The organism is Enterobacter sp. JBIWA008 (assembly GCF_019968765.1).
Classification (GTDB): Bacteria; Pseudomonadota; Gammaproteobacteria; order Enterobacterales; family Enterobacteriaceae; genus Enterobacter.
This window is the reverse complement of the sequence record NZ_CP074149.1, coordinates 2,740,856-2,764,103: the sequence shown is the minus strand read 5'-3', so window position 1 is coordinate 2,764,103 and position 23,248 is coordinate 2,740,856. Positions and strand designations below refer to the sequence as shown.

General features: G+C 52.7%; 18 protein-coding genes and 1 tRNA gene. 13 read left to right on the top strand and 6 right to left on the bottom strand.

Features of this window, described 5'->3' with window-relative positions; genetic code table 11:
• Positions 1 to 233 precede the first annotated feature (233 nt).
• Genes KGP24_RS13365 through narI form a run of 4 tightly spaced genes read left to right on the top strand, consistent with a single transcriptional unit; the run spans position 234 to position 6,893 of the window.
• A complete protein-coding gene (locus tag KGP24_RS13365; RefSeq protein WP_223560763.1) occupies positions 234 to 3,977 on the top strand; it encodes a nitrate reductase subunit alpha in 3,744 nt (1,247 codons plus the stop codon).
• The gene (gene narH, locus KGP24_RS13360) at positions 3,974 to 5,509 is read left to right on the top strand and encodes a nitrate reductase subunit beta (RefSeq protein WP_223560762.1); all 1,536 of its coding nucleotides are present in this window, start codon (positions 3,974 to 3,976) and stop codon (positions 5,507 to 5,509) included. The genes KGP24_RS13365 and narH overlap by 4 nt, the downstream gene beginning before the upstream one ends.
• Positions 5,506 to 6,216: a nitrate reductase molybdenum cofactor assembly chaperone gene (narJ, locus tag KGP24_RS13355; RefSeq protein WP_223560761.1), complete on the top strand. Its 711-nt coding sequence runs from the start codon at positions 5,506 to 5,508 to the stop codon at positions 6,214 to 6,216. Before narH ends, narJ begins: the two co-directional genes overlap by 4 nt.
• Positions 6,216 to 6,893: a respiratory nitrate reductase subunit gamma gene (gene narI / locus KGP24_RS13350; RefSeq protein ID WP_023312107.1), complete on the top strand. Its 678-nt coding sequence runs from the start codon at positions 6,216 to 6,218 to the stop codon at positions 6,891 to 6,893. The genes narJ and narI overlap by 1 nt, the downstream gene beginning before the upstream one ends.
• Here narI and KGP24_RS13345 read toward each other — a convergent pair.
• Positions 6,890 to 7,786: a DMT family transporter gene (locus tag KGP24_RS13345; protein ID WP_223563499.1), complete on the bottom strand. Its 897-nt coding sequence runs from the start codon at positions 7,784 to 7,786 to the stop codon at positions 6,890 to 6,892. The genes narI and KGP24_RS13345 overlap by 4 nt on opposite strands.
• 108 nt (positions 7,787 to 7,894) lie before the next feature.
• Between KGP24_RS13345 and KGP24_RS13340 the strand changes: the two genes are divergently transcribed.
• The gene (locus tag KGP24_RS13340) at positions 7,895 to 8,338 is read left to right on the top strand and encodes an Lrp/AsnC family transcriptional regulator (protein WP_029740417.1); all 444 of its coding nucleotides are present in this window, start codon (positions 7,895 to 7,897) and stop codon (positions 8,336 to 8,338) included.
• Positions 8,339 to 8,449: 111 nt separating this feature from the next.
• Here the strand turns inward: KGP24_RS13340 and KGP24_RS13335 are convergent.
• The 3 genes from KGP24_RS13335 to KGP24_RS13325 form a co-directional block, all read right to left on the bottom strand.
• Positions 8,450 to 8,534, bottom strand: a tRNA-Tyr gene (locus KGP24_RS13335).
• A 157-nt stretch (positions 8,535 to 8,691) separates the two neighbouring features.
• Positions 8,692 to 9,534: a formyltetrahydrofolate deformylase gene (gene purU, locus KGP24_RS13330; protein ID WP_023312104.1), complete on the bottom strand. Its 843-nt coding sequence runs from the start codon at positions 9,532 to 9,534 to the stop codon at positions 8,692 to 8,694.
• Positions 9,535 to 9,580: 46 nt separating this feature from the next.
• Positions 9,581 to 10,039: a YchJ family protein gene (locus tag KGP24_RS13325; protein ID WP_223560760.1), complete on the bottom strand. Its 459-nt coding sequence runs from the start codon at positions 10,037 to 10,039 to the stop codon at positions 9,581 to 9,583.
• A 114-nt stretch (positions 10,040 to 10,153) separates the two neighbouring features.
• On the opposite strand from KGP24_RS13325, the gene rssA reads away from it, so the two are divergent.
• The 3 genes from rssA to galU all read left to right on the top strand — a co-directional run bounded on the left by rssA (position 10,154) and on the right by galU (position 13,269).
• A complete protein-coding gene (gene rssA, locus KGP24_RS13320; protein ID WP_223560759.1) occupies positions 10,154 to 11,056 on the top strand; it encodes a patatin-like phospholipase RssA in 903 nt (300 codons plus the stop codon).
• A 90-nt stretch (positions 11,057 to 11,146) separates the two neighbouring features.
• On the top strand, positions 11,147 to 12,160 hold the full coding sequence (gene rssB, locus KGP24_RS13315) for a two-component system response regulator RssB (RefSeq protein WP_223560758.1): 1,014 nt from the start codon (positions 11,147 to 11,149) through the stop codon (positions 12,158 to 12,160).
• Positions 12,161 to 12,360: 200 nt separating this feature from the next.
• The gene (galU, locus tag KGP24_RS13310) at positions 12,361 to 13,269 is read left to right on the top strand and encodes a UTP--glucose-1-phosphate uridylyltransferase GalU (RefSeq protein ID WP_223560757.1); all 909 of its coding nucleotides are present in this window, start codon (positions 12,361 to 12,363) and stop codon (positions 13,267 to 13,269) included.
• Between the two features lie 201 nt (positions 13,270 to 13,470).
• Here galU and hns read toward each other — a convergent pair whose 3' ends face one another.
• The gene (gene hns / locus KGP24_RS13305; protein ID WP_008502781.1) at positions 13,471 to 13,884 is read right to left on the bottom strand and encodes a histone-like nucleoid-structuring protein H-NS; all 414 of its coding nucleotides are present in this window, start codon (positions 13,882 to 13,884) and stop codon (positions 13,471 to 13,473) included.
• A gap of 550 nt (positions 13,885 to 14,434) precedes the next feature.
• Here hns and tdk point away from each other — a divergent pair.
• Complete coding sequence (tdk, locus tag KGP24_RS13300) at positions 14,435 to 15,049, top strand: thymidine kinase (protein ID WP_223560756.1); 615 nt, start codon at positions 14,435 to 14,437, stop codon at positions 15,047 to 15,049.
• A gap of 65 nt (positions 15,050 to 15,114) precedes the next feature.
• On the opposite strand, the gene adhE is transcribed toward tdk, so the two are convergent.
• Complete coding sequence (gene adhE, locus KGP24_RS13295) at positions 15,115 to 17,793, bottom strand: bifunctional acetaldehyde-CoA/alcohol dehydrogenase (protein ID WP_121424021.1); 2,679 nt, start codon at positions 17,791 to 17,793, stop codon at positions 15,115 to 15,117.
• A 476-nt stretch (positions 17,794 to 18,269) separates the two neighbouring features.
• On the opposite strand from adhE, the gene KGP24_RS13290 reads away from it, so the two are divergent.
• The 4 genes from KGP24_RS13290 to oppC all read left to right on the top strand — a co-directional run bounded on the left by KGP24_RS13290 (position 18,270) and on the right by oppC (position 23,244).
• Positions 18,270 to 18,917: a YchE family NAAT transporter gene (locus KGP24_RS13290; protein ID WP_021240330.1), complete on the top strand. Its 648-nt coding sequence runs from the start codon at positions 18,270 to 18,272 to the stop codon at positions 18,915 to 18,917.
• Positions 18,918 to 19,686: 769 nt separating this feature from the next.
• Positions 19,687 to 21,318, top strand: coding sequence for an oligopeptide ABC transporter substrate-binding protein OppA (gene oppA, locus KGP24_RS13285; protein WP_223560755.1), 1,632 nt, complete (start codon positions 19,687 to 19,689; stop codon positions 21,316 to 21,318).
• Between the two features lie 84 nt (positions 21,319 to 21,402).
• Positions 21,403 to 22,323 (top strand): oligopeptide ABC transporter permease OppB, encoded by a 921-nt coding sequence (oppB, locus tag KGP24_RS13280; RefSeq protein WP_008502786.1) that lies wholly within the window; start codon positions 21,403 to 21,405, stop codon positions 22,321 to 22,323.
• Positions 22,324 to 22,335: 12 nt separating this feature from the next.
• Positions 22,336 to 23,244, top strand: coding sequence for an oligopeptide ABC transporter permease OppC (gene oppC, locus KGP24_RS13275; protein ID WP_223560754.1), 909 nt, complete (start codon positions 22,336 to 22,338; stop codon positions 23,242 to 23,244).
• Positions 23,245 to 23,248: the final 4 nt, after the last annotated feature.

Sequence of the window (23,248 nt, the reverse complement as noted above, 5' to 3'; positions counted from 1 at the left end):
GATGTTAAATTCTGACTGGCTTTTTGTACGACGAAATAAAAATAACTTTATATTTCATATTGATATGATTTTTTTGAAGATACCGCTTTGGTGGTATTCGGTGTAACCCCTCGCCTGAAAGTCCCTCGTCGTCTTGATCGTTATCAATTCTCCCCCTCTTTCAGGGCGTTACCTTCGCTGCAAATCAGCAATGTCGATTTAGAGAGCCACAGGCTCCACACAGGAGATACCCGATGAGCAAATTTTTGGACCGGTTTCGCTACTTCAAACAGAAGGGTGAAACTTTTGCCGATGGGCACGGCCAGGTTCTGGATACCAACCGGGACTGGGAAGACGGTTACCGCCAGCGCTGGCAGCATGACAAAGTGGTCCGTTCGACCCACGGCGTGAACTGCACCGGTTCATGCAGCTGGAAGATTTTCGTTAAAAACGGTCTGGTGACCTGGGAAATGCAGCAGACCGACTACCCGCGCACCCGCCCGGATATGCCAAACCACGAACCGCGCGGCTGCCCGCGTGGCGCCAGCTACTCCTGGTATCTCTACAGCGCCAACCGTCTGAAATACCCCCTGATGCGCAAGCGCCTGATGAAAATGTGGCGTGAGGCGAAAGTACAGCACAGCGATCCTGTGGATGCCTGGGCGTCCATCATCGAAGACGCTGACAAAGCAAAAAGCTTCAAGCAGGCTCGCGGTCGCGGTGGTTTCGTCCGCTCCTCATGGAAAGAGGTAAACGAGCTGATTGCCGCCTCCAACGTCTACACCGTTAAAACCTACGGTCCTGACCGCGTGGCCGGCTTCTCGCCTATCCCGGCGATGTCGATGGTCTCTTACGCCTCCGGCGCGCGTTACCTGTCTCTTATCGGCGGTACCTGTCTGAGCTTCTACGACTGGTACTGCGACCTGCCGCCTGCGTCTCCACAGACCTGGGGCGAGCAGACCGACGTGCCGGAATCCGCGGACTGGTATAACTCCAGCTACATCATCGCCTGGGGCTCAAACGTTCCTCAGACGCGTACGCCGGACGCGCACTTCTTTACCGAAGTCCGTTACAAAGGTACCAAAACCGTGGCGGTAACCCCGGACTACGCCGAAATCGCCAAGCTCTGCGATCTGTGGCTGGCGCCGAAACAGGGTACCGATGCGGCGATGGCGATGGCGATGGGCCACGTCATGCTGCGTGAATTCCATCTTGATAAGCCAAGCCAGTACTTCACCGACTACGTTCGCCGCTACACCGACATGCCGATGCTGGTCATGCTGGAAGAGCGTGAGGGTTACTATGCCGCTGGCCGTACGCTGCGCGCAGCCGATCTGGTGGATTCGCTGGGCCAGGAAAATAACCCTGAGTGGAAAACCGTTGCCTATAACAGCAACGGCGAGCTGGTGGCGCCAAACGGCTCAATCGGCTTCCGCTGGGGCGAGAAGGGCAAGTGGAACCTTGAGCAACGCAACGGCACCACCGGCGAAGAGACGGAGCTGCGCCTGAGCATGCTGGGTAGCCAGGACGAGATCGCCGAGGTCGGGTTCCCGTACTTCGGCGGTGAAGGTTCAGAGCACTTCAACAAGGTTGAACTGAAAAACGTCCTGATGCACAAACTGCCGGTTAAACGCCTGCAGCTGGCCGACGGTTCCACCGCGCTGGTCACCACCGTTTATGACCTGACCATGGCCAACTATGGTCTGGAGCGCGGTCTGGAGGATGACAACTGCGCAACCGGCTATGACGAGATGAAGGCCTACACCCCTGCCTGGGCGGAACAAATTACCGGCGTTCCTCGCGCGCACATTACCCGTATCGCACGTGAGTTCGCAGAAAACGCGGACAAAACGCACGGTCGTTCGATGATCATCGTCGGTGCCGGTCTGAACCACTGGTATCACCTCGATATGAACTATCGCGGTCTGATCAACATGCTGATCTTCTGCGGCTGCGTCGGTCAGAGCGGCGGCGGCTGGGCGCACTACGTGGGCCAGGAAAAACTGCGTCCGCAGACCGGCTGGCAGCCGCTGGCGTTTGCCCTCGACTGGCAGCGTCCGGCACGCCATATGAACAGCACCTCCTACTTCTATAACCACTCCAGCCAGTGGCGCTACGAAACGGTCACCGCGCAGGAGCTGCTGTCACCGATGGCGGATAAATCCCGCTACAGCGGCCATCTGATTGACTTCAACGTGCGTGCTGAACGTATGGGCTGGCTGCCGTCTGCGCCACAGCTGGGCACTAACCCGCTGCGTATTGCGGAAGCGGCGAAGCAGGCGGGCATGTCACCGGTGGATTACACCGTGAAATCCCTGAAGGATGGCTCAATCCGTTTCGCGGCAGAACAGCCGGAGAACGGTAAAAACCATCCGCGTAACCTGTTCATCTGGCGCTCCAACCTGCTGGGCTCGTCCGGTAAAGGCCACGAGTTCATGCTGAAATACCTGCTCGGTACGGAAAACGGTATCCAGGGAAAAGATCTCGGCAAGCAGGGCGGCGTGAAGCCGGAAGAGGTGGAGTGGAAAGATAACGGTCTCGACGGCAAGCTCGATCTGGTGGTGACGCTCGACTTCCGTCTGTCCAGCACCTGCCTGTACTCCGACATCGTGCTGCCAACCGCGACCTGGTACGAAAAAGACGACATGAATACCTCGGATATGCATCCGTTTATTCATCCGCTGTCTGCGGCCGTTGACCCGGCGTGGGAATCGAAAAGCGACTGGGATATCTACAAAGACATCGCGAAGAAATTCTCCGAAGTCTGCGTCGGACACCTGGGCAAAGAGACCGACGTGGTGACGCTGCCAATCCAGCACGACTCCGCTGCCGAACTGGCCCAGCCGCTGGACGTGAAGGACTGGAAAAAAGGCGAATGTGACCTGATCCCGGGCGTGACCGCGCCGCACATTATTCCGGTTGAACGCGACTACCCGGCAACCTACGAGCGCTTTACCTCTATCGGCCCGCTGATGGAGAAAATCGGTAACGGCGGGAAAGGGATCGCCTGGAACACCCAGAGCGAAATGGATCTGCTGCGCAAGCTCAACTACACCAAGGCGGACGGCCCGGCGAAAGGCCAGCCCATGCTGAACACGGCGATTGATGCGGCAGAGATGATCCTGACCCTGGCCCCGGAAACCAACGGCCACGTCGCGGTGAAAGCCTGGGCGGCGCTGAGCGAGTTCACCGGTCGCGACCATACTCACCTGGCGACGAATAAAGAGGAAGAGAAAATCCGCTTCCGCGATATTCAGGCGCAGCCGCGCAAGATTATCTCCAGCCCGACCTGGTCTGGCCTGGAAGATGAGCATGTGTCCTATAACGCAGGCTACACCAACGTTCACGAGCTGATCCCATGGCGCACTCTGTCCGGCCGTCAGTCGCTGTATCAGGATCACCAGTGGATGCGCGACTTTGGTGAAAGCCTGCTGGTCTACCGTCCGCCAATCGACACCCGCTCTGTGAAAGCGGTAATGGGCGCGAAATCGAACGGTAATCCTGAGAAGGCGCTGAACTTCCTGACGCCGCACCAGAAGTGGGGCATTCACTCCACCTACAGCGACAACCTGCTGATGCTGACCCTGTCTCGCGGCGGTCCGATTGTCTGGATGAGCGAAACGGACGCCAAAGAGCTGGGGATTGAAGATAACGACTGGATCGAAGTGTTCAACAGCAACGGTGCCCTGACGGCGCGTGCGGTGGTGAGCCAGCGCGTACCGGCCGGGATGACCATGATGTACCACGCGCAGGAACGTATCGTTAACCTGCCGGGGTCAGAAATTACCGAGCAGCGCGGCGGGATCCACAACTCCGTGACCCGCATTACGCCGAAGCCGACCCATATGATCGGTGGCTATGCGCAGCTGGCCTACGGCTTTAACTATTACGGCACAGTAGGATCGAACCGCGATGAGTTCGTGGTGGTACGTAAGATGAAGAATATTAACTGGTTAGACGGCGAAGGTAATGACCAGGTACAGGAGAGCGTAAAATGAAAATTCGTTCACAAGTCGGCATGGTGCTGAATCTGGATAAATGCATCGGCTGTCATACCTGCTCGGTCACCTGTAAAAACGTCTGGACCAGCCGCGAAGGTATGGAGTACGCCTGGTTCAACAACGTCGAAAGCAAGCCGGGCACCGGCTTCCCGACCGACTGGGAAGACCAGGAGAAATACAAGGGCGGCTGGATCCGCAAGATCAACGGCAAAATCCAGCCACGCATGGGTAACCGCGCGATGCTGCTGGGAAAAATCTTCGCTAACCCGCATCTGCCGGGCATCGACGATTACTATGAGCCGTTTGACTACGACTACCAGAACCTGCACAACGCGTCGGAGGGTAAACACCAGCCGATCGCCCGTCCTCGTTCGCTGATCACCGGTCAGCGCATGGCGAAGATTGAAAAAGGGCCGAACTGGGAAGACGACCTTGGCGGTGAGTTTGAGAAGCTGTCGAAAGACAAAAACTTCGAGAACATGCAGAAGGCAATGTACGGTCAATTCGAAAACACCTTCATGATGTATCTGCCGCGCCTGTGCGAGCACTGCCTTAACCCGGCCTGCGTGGCGACCTGCCCAAGCGGCGCCATCTACAAGCGTGAAGAAGATGGCATCGTGCTAATCGACCAGGACAAGTGCCGCGGCTGGCGTATGTGCATCACCGGCTGCCCGTACAAAAAAATCTACTTCAACTGGAAGAGCGGTAAGTCTGAGAAGTGCATCTTCTGCTACCCGCGTATTGAAGCCGGAATGCCGACCGTTTGCTCAGAAAGCTGCGTAGGCCGTATTCGCTACCTCGGCGTGCTGCTGTATGACGCGGACGCGATTGAAAATGCTGCGAGCGCCGAGCACGAGAAAGATCTGTATCAGCGTCAGCTGGACGTGTTCCTCGACCCGAACGATCCGAAGGTGATTGACCAGGCGCTGAAAGACGGCGTGCCGCAGAGCGTGATTGACGCGGCGCAGCAGTCTCCGGTGTACAAAATGGCGATGGACTGGAAGCTGGCGCTGCCGCTGCATCCGGAATACCGCACCCTGCCGATGGTCTGGTACGTGCCGCCTCTGTCGCCGATTCAGTCTGCCGCTGATGCGGGCGAGCTGGGCAGCAACGGCATCCTGCCGGACGTGGAAAGCCTGCGTATTCCGGTTCAGTACCTGGCGAACCTCCTGACCGCAGGTGATACCCAGCCGGTACTGCTCGCGCTGAAGCGTATGCTGGCGATGCGTCACTTCAAACGCGCGGAAACCGTCGACGGCGTGACCGATACCCGCGCGCTGGAAGAGGTCGGCCTGACCGAAGCGCAGGCGCAGGAAATGTACCGCTATCTGGCGATTGCCAACTACGAAGACCGTTTCGTGGTGCCGGGCAGCCACCGTGAGCTGGCTCGTGAAGCCTTCCCGGAAAAAAATGGCTGTGGCTTTACCTTTGGCGACGGTTGCCACGGGTCAGACAGCAAATTCAATCTGTTCAACAGCCGCCGCATCGATGCCATGGATGTGACCAGCAAAACGGAGCCGCACCAATGATTGAATTCGTCATTGTTTCGCGTCTGCTTGAGTACCCGGATGCTGCGCTTGTGCAGCATCAGCAGGAACTCTTTGATGCACTCGCGTCATCTGAAAACCTGGAAAAAGACGATGCCCAGAAGCTGGGCGTTTTCCTCCGCGATCTGCTGGCACGCGACCTTCTGGATGCCCAGTCGGACTACAGCCAGCTGTTTGACCGTGGTCGTGCGACCTCGCTGCTGCTGTTTGAACACGTGCACGGCGAATCCCGAGACCGCGGTCAGGCGATGGTAGACCTGATGGCCCAATATGAACAGCACGGCCTGCAGCTCAACAGCCGCGAGCTACCGGATCATCTGCCGCTGTATCTGGAGTACCTGGCGCAGCTGCCGAAAGAAGAGGCGCTGGGCGGTTTGCAGGATATTGCGCCGATCCTGGCGCTGCTCGGCGCGCGTCTACATCAGCGCGAGAGCCGCTATGCGGTGCTGTTCGATCTGCTGGTGAAGCTGGCCAACGCCGCGGTCGACAGTGAAAAAGTGGCGGAGAAAATTGCGGATGAAGCCCGGGATGATACGCCACAAGCGCTGGATGCGGTCTGGGAAGAAGAGCAGGTGAAATTCTTTGCTGACCAGAACTGCGGCGAGTCTGAAATCTCCGCTCACCAGCGTCGTTTTGCCGGCGCGGTTGCCCCGCAATATTTGAATATCTCTAACGGAGGACGGCACTAATGCACTTCCTGAATATGTTCTTCTTTGACATTTACCCGTATATCGCGGGCACCGTGTTCCTGGTGGGAAGCTGGCTGCGTTACGACTACGGCCAGTACACCTGGCGTGCGGCCTCCAGCCAGATGCTGGATCGTAAAGGGATGCATGTGGGCTCTAACCTGTTCCACATCGGTATTCTGGGGATTTTTGCCGGTCACTTCCTCGGGATGCTGACGCCGCACTGGATGTATGAAGCGTGGCTACCGATCGAGGTGAAGCAGAAGATGGCGATGATCGCCGGCGGTGCCTGCGGCGTGATGACTTTAGTGGGAGGCCTGCTGCTGCTGAAACGTCGTCTGTTCAGCCCGCGCGTGCGTGCGACCACTACCGCAGCGGACATCCTGATCCTCTCTCTGCTGATGGTGCAGTGCGCGCTGGGCCTGCTGACCATTCCGTTCTCGGCGCAGCATATGGACGGCAGCGAAATGATGAAGCTGGTCGGCTGGGCGCAGTCCGTGGTGACCTTCCACGGCGGAGCATCCGCGCACCTGGACGGCGTGGCGTTTATCTTCCGCGTTCACCTGGTGCTGGGGATGACGCTGTTTGTGCTGTTCCCGTTCTCTCGTCTGGTGCATATCTGGAGCGCGCCGGTGGAGTACCTGACGCGCAAATACCAGATTGTGCGCGCCCGTCGCTAATTCACCGTTTTGATACTCACCCCGCACTCGCGGGGTTTTTTTTCGCCCCAGCCCAGGTTATTGCCCGCGGCAGCAAACAGGATCAGCGCGCCGCCCGCCAGCTGTGCCAGGTTCAGCGAGTGTCCGAACACCAGATTATCGACAACGATCGCCACCACCGGATAGATAAACGACAGGGAGCCGGTAATGGGCGTAGGCAGCTTCTGGAGCGCGCTGTAGAGCAGCTGGTACATAACGCCGGTATGGACGATGCCCAGCGTCAGCAGGATAGGCCAGGGAAAATCACCGGAAAATGACGGCATGCTGGCAAACGGCAAAAGCATCACGACGCCGGTCAGTACCTGGATAAAGGCAATATGCTGCGGCGCAACGGTTCTGAGTTTGCGGGCAATAATGGCCGTGACCGCGTAGAAGAAAGCCGCGGCCATCGCAAGGCCGATTCCGGCGAACCATTCACCGCTATGCGCGCCGGTAAGCTCGCTGGAGAGCAGTATCACTACGCCGCCAAAGGCGAGGAACAGCCAGCCCCATTTCACCAGGCTGACGCGCTCACCTAAAAACATCCCCATCAGGACCAGCATAAATGGCTGGGTGTTATAGACCATGGTCGAAAGACCAATCGAGATCCGCTCATAGGCCGCGAAGAGCAGCAGCCAGTTCACCACTAATGCCACGCCGCCGAGAATGGCCAGCAGCAGCGTGGTGCGGGTGAGGGGACTAAAGGGCTTTTGACTCACCCGGATAAAAATAAAAAGCGCCATTGCCCCGATAAGACAGCGCCAGAACACCACTTCCGTCACCGGCAGACCGCTGAGCAAAACAAACGCACCGATAGAACCGGAAATTAACATCGCCAGGCTCATTTGCCAGACGCCTTTATGAAAATCACGCATCATCCACCTCCTGATTGAATGATGTTATTGTCGAAAATCGCTGTCGGGTTTTACAGGGATGAGATAAGGTGAAATGCAGTGCTGGCTTTTTAAAATTAGGTGAAAGCGATGGAATACCTTCTCGATGATATCGACCGACAAATATTAGCCTGTCTGGTGGAGGATGCGCGCATGTCTTTGAAGGTGCTCAGCGGACGCATCGGTCTGACTTCCCCCAGCACTGCAGAACGCCTGAAAAGGCTGGAAGAGCGCGGTGTGATTCAGGGGTATGGCGCACGGGTGAATCTGGCTGCGCTGGGGTATACGCTGCAGGCGCTGGTGCGCGTGCGGCCTTTGCCAGGGTTGTTGCATAAGGTTGATAAGTACATTCAGGCGATGCCGGAGTGTATTGAAAGCGACAAGGTGACCGGTGAAGACTGTTTTGTTATCCGGCTGGTGGTGCGGTCAATTGAGCAGCTGGATGTGCTGCTGGACGGCCTGGCGGAACATGCCCAGTGCAATACGTCGATTGTGAAGAGTTCGCCAGTGAAGCGTCGTTTGCCGCCGATGTAGGCTTCTGTCGCCGGGTGACGGCTGCGCCTTACCGGGCCTGCAAAGGCTTCTCTGTTACGGATATGCATCATACCCGGTGCGAACAGAAGGTTTGGAGTCATTTGAAAGTGATGGTGGTGGGGGAAGGATTCGAACCTTCGAAGTCGATGACGGCAGATTTACAGTCTGCTCCCTTTGGCCGCTCGGGAACCCCACCACGGGGTAATGCTTTTTACTGGCCTGCTTCCTGCTGGAAGCGGGGCGCATCATATCAAATGAGACGCCCCTGTAAAGCATTCCTTTAGGTAAATGAAGTTGTTTGCCTGCTTTTTATCCGTAAAGGCGCAAAGCTAATCAATTCATTTTCCGAAAGATTAAAGAATGATAGTTCTGTTGCCGTACACGAAGACCCGCTGCGCCAGCACCTGATACAGCGCACGACTCAGAACGTTCTTCTCAACGTCGCGCCCCGCACGCATCATGTCCTCAGCAGTGTAGGTGTGATCCACGTGAATCACGTCCTGCATGATGATTGGACCTTCGTCCAGGTTGTCATTCACGTAGTGTGCGGTCGCTCCGATGATCTTCACCCCGCGCTCGTAAGCCTGGTGGTAGGGACGCGCGCCAATAAAGGCCGGCAGGAACGAGTGGTGGATGTTGATGATTTTGTTCGGGAAGCGCGCCACGAACGAAGGCGTCAGCACGCGCATATATTTCGCCAGTACTACGTAGTCCGGATTATGCGCTTCAATGGCCTGCGCCATCAGATCGTCGTGTTCTTCACGGGTATGGCCTTCGTGGCTGACCAGTTCGAACGGAATATCAAAGCGCTCGACCAGCGTGCGCAGCGTCTCATGGTTGCCAATAACGGCGGCAATTTCAACGTCCAGACCGCCGTAGTTTGCCTTCATCAGCAGGTCGCCAAGACAGTGTGCTTCTTTGGTCACCAGGATCACGATACGGCGTCGACCTGCTGGGGTCAGTTCGCGCACGGAACCTTCCGGAAGCGCGCTGTCCAGGTCGGCAAGCAGGGTGGTGTCGTTAAAAATACCTTCCAGCTCGGTACGCATAAAGAAGCGGCCGGTACGGTGGTCAACGAACTCGTTGTTCTGCACGATATTCAGTTCATGTTTGTAGCAAATGTTGGTAATTCGTGCGATCAGTCCTTTTTGATCGGGACAGATGGTGCGCAGAACTTTACGTTGTAATGATTGCATCGCCGGGAAATCCTGTTTGTATTTGCGAAGTCTGGGTTGTCAGGCATTACTGCCCGCAACACTTTTTAAATTTTTTACCTGAACCACACGGGCAGGGATCGTTACGACCAAACTGTGGGCGCGTTCCGTCAATATAATACCACTGCCCGCTTTCCTTTAAGAACCGGGAACGCTCGATAATGGCACCTGGTTTATTATTCTCACTGAAACGGGCAACAAAGCTGACGTAACCTTCATCAGCATGACTGCCTGTTGAGGATTCATAGACGGTAAGGCCGAGCCACTGCGTGTTCGCGAACCCGGCCTCGATGTCCTGTCTGAATTCGGCAGCGTGGCAGGAGGAATGCCAGGTTTTAATCAGGTAGTCTGCGTCTTTGATCACAAAAGCAGTGTAACGCGAACGCATGAGGTGTGACGGGGCTGGTGCAACCTGATCGCCAGACAGATATCGCTGGCAACATAGGCTATACTCCAGAGCGCTACCACAAGGGCAGAGTTGAGACACGATTCTCTTCCTGGAACAAATAATAAAGGCGTAAAACGCTTCGGGTAGCACTATGTTAACTGAGCTGTTGCGTTGACGCTATGTCAGGAATCCAGGGGAAGTAAAACAGGGCTAATGAGAAAGGTTAAAATTGGACTGGCGCTGGGCTCAGGTGCAGCCCGGGGATGGTCACACATCGGCGTGATTAATGCCTTAAACAAGATGGGCATTAACATAGATATTGTCGCAGGGTGTTCAATAGGATCGCTTGTCGGCTCTGCTTACGCGTGCGGAAGGCTTCCGGAACTCGAGACCTGGGTGCGTTCCTTCAGTTACTGGGAAGTCCTGCGTCTGATGGACCTCTCGTGGCAGCGTGGTGGGCTGTTGCGCGGCGAACGCGTCTTTAACCAGTTCCGCAAGGTGATGCCTCTTGAAGACTTCATTGATTGTCAGATGCCCTTCGGCGCCGTCGCGACGAACCTCAGCACAGGACGCGAACTCTGGCTAACAGAAGGGGATATCCATCTTGCGGTGCGAGCCTCCTGCAGCATCCCGGGGCTCATGGCACCTGTCCCACACAACGGTTACTGGCTTGTCGACGGGGGCGTTGTGAACCCGGTTCCCATCTCTCTGACCCGTGCAATGGGGGCGGATATCGTGATTGCCGTTGACCTGCAGCACGACGCCCACCTGATGCAACAGGACCTCATGCCGGTTAATCTTCAGAGCGAAGATGCCGAGGGCGAGAAACTGGCCTGGCATGAGCGCCTTCGTGGAAGAATCGGGCGCATGGCCGCGCGACGCTCTGTTGCCGCGCCGACGGCGATGGAAATCATGACCACGTCAATCCAGGTGCTGGAGAATCGCCTTAAGCGCAATCGTATGGCTGGCGACCCGCCAGATATTCTTATTCAGCCTTACTGTCCGCAAATCTCTACTCTTGATTTCCATCGGGCTGAGGCCGCCATCGCAGCGGGCTCGTTAGCCGTCGAAAAGAAAATGGACGAATTGTTGCCTTTTGTGCAAACAGCACGTTAAGCATCTTTTTTGACTACTTCAGCAAAATCTGACAGGCGATAGTGCCGATCGCATGCCACTATTTAGTTACTGTCAGCCAGGGGAGGAACCATGACGCAGCCATTGGCCGGAAAACACATTTTGATTGTTGAAGACGAGCCCGTTTTCCGATCGCTACTGGATTCGTGGTTATCCTCGCTGGGCGCAATGACGTCACTGGCTGAAGATGGCATCGACGCCCTGGAAAAAATGATCAGCATTACGCCCGATTTGATGATTTGCGACATTGCGATGCCGCGCATGAATGGACTGAAGCTGGTTGAACATCTGCGTAACGAAGGAAACCAGACGCCGATTCTGGTGATCTCTGCCACAGAGAATATGGCGGATATCGCCAAAGCATTGCGACTTGGCGTCCAGGATATTCTGCTTAAACCGGTCAAGGATCTAAACCGACTGCGAGAAACGGTCTTAGCGTGCCTTTATCCGAATATGTTTAATTCCCGGGTTGAGGAAGAGGAGCGTCTTTTCCAGGACTGGGATGCCCTGGTGAGTAATCCGCCTGCTGCGGCGAAACTGTTGCAAGAACTCCAGCCGCCCGTACAGCAAACTATTTCACACTGCCGCGTAAATTATCGCCAGCTGGTGGCGGCTGACCAACCGGGACTGGTGCTGGATATTGCGCCACTGTCAGATTCCGACCTCGCGTTTTATTCTTTGGATGTCACCCGGGCAGGGGATAATGGTGTATTAGCCGCGTTGCTTCTTCGCGCGCTATTTAATGGTTTGCTGCAGGAACAGTTATCGCATCAGGGACAACGGCTACCGGAGTTGGGCAGTTTACTCAAACAGGTAAACCAGCTTTTTCGGCAGGCCAATTTGCCCGGACAGTTTCCGCTGCTGGTCGGCTATTACCACAGCGGTTTAAAGAATCTGATCCTCGTCTCAGCAGGTCTAAACGCTTCACTGAATACCGGTGAACATCATATTCAGGTGAGTAACGGTGTGCCGCTTGGGACATTAAGAACGGCGTATCTTAATCAAATTAGCCACCGTTGTTCCTCCTGGCAGTGCCAAATTTGGGGCGCCGGGGGACGGCTACGCTTAATGTTGTCCACGGAATAAGCAATTGGATCTTAATTTTAAGATTGCTTTACCTGTGTTTTGCGGGGAGTGCTACTATCGCTGCCCGGTTTCATGCGTATTTATCCTAATTGATCGGCAACGCGTTCTTTTCAGACCCGGACTGCGGGGCGAGGCTGATATACTCAACGCGTTATTTATTGCATAAAAGTTCAAAACTTGAACAGCTCAGGAGAATTTGAATGGCTGCCCTAAATTCGAAAGTCAGAAAGGCCGTCATCCCGGTAGCGGGATTGGGGACCAGGATGTTACCAGCAACTAAGGCAATTCCTAAAGAAATGCTGCCTCTGGTTGATAAGCCATTAATCCAGTATGTCGTTAACGAGTGTATCGCTGCTGGCATAACTGAAATTGTGCTGGTTACGCATTCATCAAAAAACTCTATCGAAAACCATTTCGATACAAGCTTTGAACTTGAAGCCATGCTCGAAAAGCGTGTTAAGCGTCAGCTGTTAGAAGAAGTTCAATCTATTTGTCCGCCACACGTTACCATTATGCAGGTTCGTCAGGGCCTGGCTAAAGGTCTGGGCCACGCTGTGATGTGCGCGCATCCCGTTGTAGGTGATGAGCCTGTAGCGGTAATCCTGCCTGACGTTATTCTGGATGAATATGAATCCGATCTTTCTCAGGATAACCTGGCTGAGATGATCAAACGTTTCGACGAAACCGGCAGCAGCCAGATCATGGTTGAGCCTGTTGAAGACGTGACGGCATACGGTGTGGTTGACTGCAAAGGCGTTAACCTTGAGCCGGGCGAAAGCGTGCCAATGGTTGGCGTGGTAGAGAAGCCTAAAGCCGACGTAGCGCCTTCAAACCTGGCAGTTGTAGGTCGCTACGTCCTGAGCGCTGAAATCTGGCCTCTGCTGGCGAAAACGCCTCCAGGAGCGGGTGATGAGATCCAGCTTACGGATGCCATTGATATGCTGATCGAGAAAGAAACCGTTGAGGCTTACCATATGAAAGGTAAGAGCCACGACTGCGGTAATAAGCTCGGTTATATGCAGGCGTTTGTTGAATATGGTATTCGCCACAATACCCTTGGCGAAGAATTTAAAACCTGGCTCAAAGATAGCCTGGGTATTAAGAAATAAGCCACGGTTACATATGTCCGAAACCGGTGAGGCATTGCCCACCGGTTTTTTTATGCTCCAGACACTTCCAAAACCTGTCTCAAAGTACAGTTATTACAATTGCCAAATAATGCTTTATGACCGAGTGTAAGGGGATGTTTGCGACAAATTTAAGTTAAAAAAAATCCCGCATTACGCGGGATTTTTCTGAATACGGCTTGATTAATCCTTGATCAGGAAGTCGTCCAGCTGTTTACCTTGTTCATCCATGGCTTTCTTGATAACAGCGGGAGTGCGGCCCTGGCCAGTCCAGGTTTTAGTTTCGCCGTTCTCGTCAACGTAGCTATATTTAGCAGGACGAGCAGCACGCTTGGCTTTAGTACCGGTTTTAGCGGCAGCCATGCTGTTCAGCAATTCATTTGGATCGATACCATCAGCAATCAGCATTTCACGATATTGCTGCAGTTTACGAGTGCGTTCTTCGATTTCAGCAGCAGCTGCGCTTTCTTCTTCACGACGTTCATTAACTACAACTTCTAATTTTTCCAGCATTTCTTCAAGCGTTTCGAGGGTGCATTCTCTAGCCTGCGCACGAAGAGTACGGATGTTGTTCAGAATTTTAAGTGCTTCGCTCATTGTAGTAATCTCAAACTTATAATGGGGGGGTGGTTTGTTGACCTAATAATAGAGCCATAAATTCAGTTGTGCAATAGCCAGGAATGTAAGGAATTCAAAAAATACTAAATAATGCCGCTATTATTAATTACGCTAACTTAAATTTCATCACCCAACAGTCTCGTTTGTTATCACGTAACCCGGCCGAACCCGGCCGATTGCATCTTTTTTTTGTGACATTTACCGCAGGAATTATAGTCGCGCTGGAGAAATATCAGCCTTTTGTATTAGTTCCCCGCCGTGATTTTAAGACTGAAATAGTTAATAAATAGTGAATTTTAATGAACGGGGATTCCACTATAAAAAGCAATGTTATGTTTGGCTGAACATATAACATATTGGCCGGGCTGAAGGAGTTTACTTCATGTTTTAACGGGTTATTTTCATAAAAAGAAGGTTGTGAACTCCGTGCTGAAACGCTTCCCATGTGTGCTACATCGCTGATGACCAGACAAAATATGGTACAATGAATCATCGGGAATATTACACATTGATTAGGGTTTTACGGCCAATGGCACAACTTTATTTCTACTATTCGGCAATGAATGCCGGGAAATCCACCGCGCTGCTGCAATCCTCGTACAATTACCAGGAGCGCGGGATGCGTACAGTTGTTTATACGGCTGAAATTGACGATCGCTTTGGAGCAGGGAAGGTGAGTTCCAGAATAGGACTCTCGTCGCCTGCCAGGCTTTTTAACCCGCAAACCGATCTGTTTGAAGACATTCATGCAGAACATGCTGCGCAGCCGATTCACTGTGTCCTGGTCGATGAGAGCCAGTTTCTGACGCGTGAACAGGTATATGCCCTGTCAGAAGTAGTCGATGAGCTTGATATCCCCGTGCTGTGTTACGGCCTGCGCACGGATTTCCGCGGTGAGCTCTTTGCCGGGAGCCAGTATTTGCTCGCCTGGTCGGATAAACTTGTTGAACTGAAAACAATCTGCTTCTGCGGTCGTAAAGCCAGTATGGTACTTCGCCTCGACCAGGCCGGAAAACCTTATGCGGATGGTGAGCAGGTGGTGATAGGCGGTAATGAACGCTATGTATCGGTGTGTCGGAAGCATTATAAAGAAGCGTTGTCTGAAGGCTCGCTGACGGCAATTCAGCACGACAACAGGAAATAAGGTCCGCCTTATTATTCAGGCATAAAAAAACCCGCCATAAAGGCGGGTTTTTCATTTACTGTCAGTTAAGCGCTTTTCTTCGCTTTCTTGTCAGCTTTGATGACAGGAACTTCTGTTTTCACAGCGGCAACGTCATTTTCTTTGAACTCACGACCGTAGAAGGTATCCAGCAGAATCTGTTTCAGCTCGGAGATCAGTGGGTAGCGCGGGTTAGCACCAGTACACTGGTCATCGAATGCATCTTCAGACAGCTTATCTACATGAGCGAGGAAGTCAGCTTCCTGAACGCCTGCTTCACGGATAGATTTAGGAATACCCAGTTCAGCTTTCAGGCTTTCCAGCCATGCCAGCAGTTTCTCAATCTTCGCAGCAGTACGGTCGCCCGGTGCGCTCAGACCAAGGTGGTCTGCAATTTCGGCATAACGACGACGTGCTTGCGGACGGTCGTACTGGCTGAAAGCAGTCTGCTTGGTTGGGTTGTCGTTAGCGTTATAACGGATAACGTTGCTGATCAACAGGGCGTTCGCCAGACCGTGAGGAATGTGGAACTGGGAGCCCAGTTTGTGCGCCATAGAGTGGCAAACACCCAGGAAGGCGTTAGCAAACGCGATACCGGCGATGGTTGCTGCACTGTGAACGCGTTCACGTGCTACTGGGTTTTTAGATCCTTCGTTGTATGACGCTGGCAGGTTTTCCTTCAGCAGTTTCAGAGCCTGAAGAGCCTGACCGTCAGAGAACTCAGATGCCAGTACAGAAACGTAGGCTTCCAGGGCGTGAGTCACCGCATCCAGACCACCGAATGCACACAGTGACTTCGGCATCTCCATGACCAGGTTCGCATCAACGATAGCCATATCTGGGGTCAGTGCGTAGTCAGCCAGTGGATATTTCTGACCTGTTGCATCGTCCGTTACTACCGCGAATGGCGTGACTTCTGAACCGGTACCGGAAGTGGTGGTTACCGCGATCATTTTCGCTTTTACGCCCATTTTCGGGAACTTGTAGATACGTTTACGGATGTCCATAAAGCGCAGCGCCAGTTCTTCGAAGTGAGTTTCTGGATGCTCGTACATTACCCACATGATTTTCGCGGCGTCCATTGGGGAACCACCACCCAGTGCGATAATCACATCTGGTTTGAAGGAGTTAGCCAGTTCAGCACCTTTACGTACAACGCTCAGGGTTGGGTCAGCTTCAACTTCGAAGAAAACTTCAGTTTCGACCCCAGCCGCTTTCAGTACAGAGGTGATCTGATCAGCGTAGCCGTTGTTGAACAGGAAACGGTCAGTCACGATGAGCGCACGTTTGTGGCCATCAGTAATCACTTCATCCAGCGCGATTGGCAGTGAGCCACGGCGGAAGTAGATAGATTTCGGAAGTTTGTGCCACAACATGTTTTCAGCTCGCTTAGCAACGGTTTTCTTGTTGATCAGGTGTTTTGGACCAACGTTTTCAGAGATGGAGTTACCACCCCAGGAACCACAACCCAGAGTCAGGGAAGGTGCGAGTTTGAAGTTATACAGGTCACCGATACCACCCTGAGAAGCAGGGGTGTTGATCAGAATACGTGCAGTTTTCATCATCTGACCGAAGTGAGCAACGCGCTCAGGCTGGTTATCCTGGTCTGTGTACAGACAAGAGGTATGACCGATGCCGCCCATAGCAACCAGCTTCTCAGCTTTCTCTACCGCGTCTTCGAAATCTTTCGCACGGTACATGGCAAGCGTTGGAGACAGTTTTTCGTGTGCAAACGGCTCGCTTTCATCGACAACTTTCACTTCACCGATCAGGATTTTGGTTGTTGCCGGAACGGTAAAGCCTGCGAGTTCAGCAATTTTGTACGCTGGCTGACCCACGATAGCAGCGTTCAGCGCGCCATTTTTCAGGATGATGTCCTGAACTGCTTTCAGCTCTTTGCCCTGCAGCAGGTAGCCGCCATGGCTGGCGAAACGTTCGCGAACTGCATCGTACACGGAATCGACAACAACAACAGACTGTTCAGAAGCACAGATCACACCGTTATCGAAGGTTTTAGACATCAGTACAGACGCAACGGCACGTTTGATGTCAGCGGTTTCGTCGATAACAACAGGAGTGTTACCGGCACCCACACCGATAGCTGGTTTACCGGAGCTGTATGCGGCTTTAACCATGCCAGGACCACCAGTCGCCAGGATCAGGTTAATGTCCGGGTGATGCATCAGCGCATTGGAGAGCTCAACAGAAGGTTGGTCGATCCAGCCAATCAGATCTTTTGGTGCACCAGCAGCGATAGCTGCCTGCAGGACGATATCTGCAGCTTTGTTGGTCGCGTCTTTCGCACGTGGGTGTGGAGAGAAGATGATTGCGTTACGGGTCTTCAGGCTAATCAGTGATTTGAAGATAGCAGTAGACGTTGGGTTAGTAGTCGGAACAATACCGCAGATGATGCCGATAGGTTCAGCGATGGTGATGGTACCGAAGGTGTCATCTTCGGACAGCACGCCACAGGTTTTCTCATCTTTATAGGCGTTGTAGATATACTCGGAAGCGAAGTGGTTTTTAATCACTTTATCTTCCACGATACCCATGCCGGATTCGGCAACGGCCATTTTAGCGAGAGGGATTCGAGCATCTGCAGCAGCCAGTGCGGCCGCGCGGAAGATTTTATCAACCTGTTCTTGGGTGAAATTGGCATATTCACGCTGGGCTTTTTTAACGCGCTCGACGAGGGCGTTCAGTTCAGCGATATTAGTAACAGCCATAATGCTCTCCTGATAATGTTTAAACTCTTTTAGTAAACCAGCGCTCGATACGTCACACAGTATAGACAGAGCCGATACGACTTGCGTAACACAAAGTAAAACAAAGAGTTACTTTCTGCGTCAGCACACTAATTTACTAAAAGAGCCTTACCTTAGCATCATCCCTTTTTGTCAGGCGATCTCCCTGGGGCGTAACCAAGATTACTCACTTCTGAGTACGGAAATCATGATCTGCGTCAATTTTCTCCCAAGCTGATACCTTTCAGCAGGGTTATTTCATTGAGATTTTTCCAGTGTTAAATAATTACGTAAGTATTAGAAGCGAAGCTTTCATTGATTATACATATGTTTAACATATGAAATGATAACGTTTTGGCACAGATTTCGAGTGAAGTATGCTAATAAAAAGGGTATCTTCAGCGCGATTTCTCATGACAAAGTGTCAGTCCCGGGCATGTGTATAAGCGGAGCAAAACGTGATCCAAACGCTCTTTGATTTTCCAACATATTTTAAATTTTTTATTGGTTTGTTTGCCCTGGTCAACCCGGTGGGGATCATTCCTGTCTTCATTAGTATGACGAGTTATCAGACGGCGGCGGCCAGGAATAAAACCAACCTCACCGCTAACCTGTCGGTGGCTATCATATTGCTCACCTCCCTTTTCCTGGGTGACGCCATTCTCCAGCTCTTCGGAATTTCGATCGACTCTTTCCGCATTGCGGGTGGGATTCTGGTCGTGACCATCGCCATGTCCATGATCAGCGGTAAGCTCGGCGAGGATAAACAAAACAAGCAGGAGAAGTCAGAAACCGCCATCCGCGAAAGTATTGGCGTGGTGCCGCTGGCCTTACCGCTCATGGCCGGTCCTGGCGCTATCAGTTCAACCATTGTCTGGGGCACGCGTTACCATAGCCTGATGCACCTGATTGGATTTTCAGTTGCTATAGCCATTTTTGCGCTCTGCTGTTGGGGAGTTTTCCGCATGGCGCCCTGGCTGGTACGTCTGTTGGGGCAGACGGGTATTAACGTCATAACGCGTATCATGGGCCTGCTGTTGATGGCGTTAGGGATTGAATTCATCGTTACGGGTATTAAAAGCATTTTCCCCGGTTTGCTGCACTGATACTTCGTATGAAAGAACGGAGCCACGGCTCCGTTTTTTACGTCATTATCAGTAAATCCTATAACTAAAGTTGAAATGCTCACATATCATAATAAATTCTACTAATAATGTTCATTTCTTGTATTTCAACAAGTTACTAAGTTCCCCCAAACCCGCCTGCGCAGAAAACCTTCGATCGCTCTGTTATTTTACTCACATGATACTCTGGGGCTTGCTGAGAGATAACCGAAATGATATTAGTAAATTCAACATTCCCCTAGATGAATGTGCTAAATAATAACCAATTGTTAAATTTTTGTACAGAATCACTCGATGATAGCGCAGCGACGCGCTTGTAGAGAAAAATTTCTCTATCTTATTGAATGTCATGTTTTTTAAGTGATGTTTGATGTCCGGCAGGGCTGCCCTCAACGATGCGGTACTCACCGTAAAAGAGAATTGCTTAACAAATTTGCAAAATGTATTGGCGCGCGTTTACGCCATTTGATACTTTCCGGCCTAATATTTTGCAGCATAAAACAAGCAGATGAGAATTATTTTCATATGGTTCTCTTCTCAGATATCCAGCGCAGGTCTCAAACAGGGGAGGCCTGTAAAGAATCGACGCAAGACGGCCATACGAGCGGTCAGTAATAAAAAAGTCGGTGATAGCAAGTAGTAAAAGAAGAACCTGACAGCAGCAAAAAAAACTCCTGCGCTGTACAGGCCCCAACAGGGGATTACACAGCTGGCGAAGGCCAGTCATTATAATGAGTGGAGTACCAACACAATGTCCATCATCACAAAAAAAAATCTGGTAGCGGCGGGGATTTTAACTGCGCTAATCGCGGGCAACGCTGCAATGGCTGCGGACGTTCCTGCAGGTGTTCAACTGGCTGATAAACAGACGCTGGTGCGTAACAACGGTGCGGAAGTTCAGTCTCTTGACCCGCACAAAATTGAAGGTGTTCCTGAGTCTAACGTTAACCGCGACCTGTTCGAAGGCCTGCTGGTGACTGACGTAGACGGCCACCCGGCGCCGGGTGTTGCGGAAAAATGGGAAAACAAAGATTTCAAAGTCTGGACCTTCCATCTGCGTAAAGATGCAAAATGGTCCGACGGTACGCCGGTTACGGCCGAAGATTTCGTTTATAGCTGGCAGCGTCTGGCGAATCCAACCACTGCCTCTCCGTATGCGAGCTACCTGCAATATGGCCACATTGCCAATATTGATGACATCATCGCGGGCAAAAAACCGATCACCGATCTGGGCGTTAAAGCGATAGATGCCAATACCTTTGAAGTGACGTTGAGCGAACCTGTTCCGTACTTCTATAAGCTGCTGGTTCACCCGTCCGTCTCTCCGGTACCAAAATCAGCCGTGGAAAAATTTGGTGAAAAATGGACACAGCCAGCCAATATCGTGACCAACGGCGCCTATAAGCTGAAAGACTGGGTGGTCAACGAACGTATGGTGCTTGAGCGTAACCCGCAATACTGGGACAACGCGAAAACCGTCATTAATCAGGTTACCTACCTGCCAATTTCTTCCGAAGTGACAGACGTTAACCGCTATCGTAGCGGTGAAATTGACATGACCTATAACAACATGCCGATTGAACTGTTCCAGAAACTGAAAAAAGAGATCCCTAAAGAGGTTCACGTCGATCCGTACCTGTGCACCTATTACTATGAAATCAACAATCAGAAAGCACCGTTTACCGACGTACGTGTCCGTACCGCGCTGAAGCTGGCACTGGATCGCGATATCATCGTGAACAAAGTGAAAAACCAGGGCGATCTGCCAGCGTACAGCTATACCCCTCCATATACCGATGGGGCAAAACTGACCGAACCAGAGTGGTTCAAACAGACTCAGGAACAGCGTAACGCGGAAGCGAAGAAACTGCTGGCCGAAGCGGGTTACACCGCAGATAAGCCGCTGACCTTCAGCCTGTTGTATAACACTTCAGATCTGCACAAAAAACTGGCTATCGCCGTCGCCTCGATCTGGAAAAAGAACCTGGGCGCAAACGTGAAGCTGGAGAACCAGGAGTGGAAAACCTTCCTCGACAGCCGTCATCAGGGCACCTTTGACGTGGCGCGTGCTGGCTGGTGTGCGGACTATAACGAACCGACCTCCTTCCTGAACACCATGCTGAGCGACAGCTCGAACAACACCGCGCACTATAAGAGCCCGGCATTCGACAAGCTGATTGGCGACACGCTGAAAACCACTGACGAAGCACAGCGTACAGAGCTGTACTCTAAAGCTGAGCAGCAGCTGGATAAAGATTCCGCGATCGTTCCGGTTTACTACTACGTTAACGCCCGTCTGGTGAAACCGTGGGTAGGTGGATATACCGGTAAAGACCCGATGGATAATATCTACGTTAAAAACTTGTATATTATCAAGCATTAATGGCAATGAGTGGGGCGGGCGTGCTCGCCCCACGGTGTCTAACCAACGTCACATAATATAGGCACACGCCAGAAGGTACGGGCAATGTTGAAATTTATCCTACGTCGCTGTCTTGAAGCGATTCCAACGCTATTTATTCTCATCACGATTTCCTTCTTCATGATGCGCCTTGCGCCGGGAAGTCCATTTACCGGTGAGCGTACGCTGCCGCCAGAAGTTATGGCGAATATCGAAGCGAAATACCACTTAAACGATCCTATCTCCACCCAGTACTTCAATTACCTGAAGCAGCTGGCCCACGGTGATTTCGGACCGTCATTTAAATATAAAGACTATTCCGTTAACGACCTGGTGGCCTCCAGCTTCCCGGTTTCGGCGAAATTGGGTGCTGCGGCATTCATTCTGGCGATCGTTTTCGGGGTCACCGCAGGTGTAATTGCCGCGCTCAGACAAAATACCAAATGGGATTATGCCGTAATGGGGGTGGCAATGACCGGGGTAGTCATACCCAGCTTCGTTGTCGCGCCATTACTGGTGATGATATTTGCCATCACGCTGAAGTGGCTGCCTGGCGGCGGCTGGAACGGCGGGGCACTGAAGTTCATGATTTTGCCGATGGTGGCATTATCGCTGGCGTACATCGCCAGTATTGCGCGTATCACCCGTGGTTCAATGATCGAAGTGCTGCACTCGAACTTTATTCGGACCGCGCGCGCTAAAGGCCTGCCGATGCGTCGGATTATCTTCCGCCACGCGCTCAAACCGGCGCTGTTGCCCGTGCTCTCCTACATGGGACCGGCGTTCGTCGGGATCATCACCGGCTCGATGGTTATCGAAACAATCTACGGCCTGCCTGGCATTGGTCAGCTGTTCGTTAACGGCGCGCTCAACCGCGACTATTCGCTGGTACTGAGCCTGACGATTCTCGTCGGTGCGCTGACCATTCTCTTTAACGCTATCGTCGATGTCCTGTACGCCGTCATCGACCCGAAAATCCGTTACTAACTGGAGCACGCCATGATGTTGAGTAAGAAAAACAGCGAGGCGCTGGAAAACTTCAGTGAAAAACTGGAAGTGGAAGGTCGTAGCCTCTGGCAGGACGCGCGCCGTCGCTTTATGCACAACCGTGCAGCGGTTGCCAGTCTGGTTGTTCTGGTGATCATCGCGCTGTTTGTGACCCTGGCGCCGATGCTGTCGCAATTTACCTATTTCGACACCGACTGGGGCATGATGTCCAGCGCGCCGGATATGGAGTCTGGCCACTATTTTGGCACGGACTCTTCCGGACGCGATCTGCTGGTGCGTGTCGCTATCGGTGGCCGTATCTCGCTGATGGTCGGTATTGCTGCCGCGCTGGTGGCGGTGATCGTGGGTACGCTCTATGGCTCACTTTCCGGCTATCTTGGCGGCAAAATAGACTCGATAATGATGCGTCTGCTGGAAATCCTGAACTCCTTCCCGTTCATGTTCTTCGTCATTCTGCTGGTGACCTTCTTTGGTCAAAATATTCTGTTAATCTTCGTGGCCATCGGGATGGTTTCCTGGCTGGATATGGCGCGTATAGTTCGCGGCCAGACGCTGAGCCTTAAACGCAAAGAGTTTATCGAAGCGGCGCAGGTTGGCGGCGTGTCTACCGGGAATATTGTGGTTCGCCATATCGTTCCTAACGTGCTGGGCGTGGTGGTGGTCTATGCCTCACTGCTGGTGCCCAGCATGATCCTGTTCGAATCTTTCCTTAGCTTCCTGGGTCTCGGTACACAAGAGCCTCTGAGCAGCTGGGGCGCGCTGCTGAGCGATGGCGCAAACTCGATGGAAGTTTCACCGTGGCTGCTGCTTTATCCGGCGGGTTTCCTGGTCGTTACCCTGTTTTGTTTTAACTTTATCGGCGATGGCCTGCGTGATGCCCTCGACCCGAAAGACCGTTAAGGAG

Bases quoted from the DNA above. Each gene is read 5' to 3' on its own strand.
- KGP24_RS13365 (WP_223560763.1), top strand. From the start codon at position 234: ATGAGCAAATTTTTGGACCGGTTTCGCTACTTCAAACAGAAGGGTGAA.
- narH (WP_223560762.1), top strand. From the start codon at position 3,974: ATGAAAATTCGTTCACAAGTCGGCATGGTGCTGAATCTGGATAAATGC.
- narJ (WP_223560761.1), top strand. From the start codon at position 5,506: ATGATTGAATTCGTCATTGTTTCGCGTCTGCTTGAGTACCCGGATGCT.
- narI (WP_023312107.1), top strand. From the start codon at position 6,216: ATGCACTTCCTGAATATGTTCTTCTTTGACATTTACCCGTATATCGCG.
- KGP24_RS13345 (WP_223563499.1), bottom strand. From the start codon at position 7,786: ATGCGTGATTTTCATAAAGGCGTCTGGCAAATGAGCCTGGCGATGTTA.
- KGP24_RS13340 (WP_029740417.1), top strand. From the start codon at position 7,895: ATGGAATACCTTCTCGATGATATCGACCGACAAATATTAGCCTGTCTG.
- purU (WP_023312104.1), bottom strand. From the start codon at position 9,534: ATGCAATCATTACAACGTAAAGTTCTGCGCACCATCTGTCCCGATCAA.
- rssA (WP_223560759.1), top strand. From the start codon at position 10,154: ATGAGAAAGGTTAAAATTGGACTGGCGCTGGGCTCAGGTGCAGCCCGG.
- rssB (WP_223560758.1), top strand. From the start codon at position 11,147: ATGACGCAGCCATTGGCCGGAAAACACATTTTGATTGTTGAAGACGAG.
- galU (WP_223560757.1), top strand. From the start codon at position 12,361: ATGGCTGCCCTAAATTCGAAAGTCAGAAAGGCCGTCATCCCGGTAGCG.
- hns (WP_008502781.1), bottom strand. From the start codon at position 13,884: ATGAGCGAAGCACTTAAAATTCTGAACAACATCCGTACTCTTCGTGCG.
- tdk (WP_223560756.1), top strand. From the start codon at position 14,435: ATGGCACAACTTTATTTCTACTATTCGGCAATGAATGCCGGGAAATCC.
- adhE (WP_121424021.1), bottom strand. From the start codon at position 17,793: ATGGCTGTTACTAATATCGCTGAACTGAACGCCCTCGTCGAGCGCGTT.
- oppA (WP_223560755.1), top strand. From the start codon at position 19,687: ATGTCCATCATCACAAAAAAAAATCTGGTAGCGGCGGGGATTTTAACT.
- oppB (WP_008502786.1), top strand. From the start codon at position 21,403: ATGTTGAAATTTATCCTACGTCGCTGTCTTGAAGCGATTCCAACGCTA.
- oppC (WP_223560754.1), top strand. From the start codon at position 22,336: ATGATGTTGAGTAAGAAAAACAGCGAGGCGCTGGAAAACTTCAGTGAA.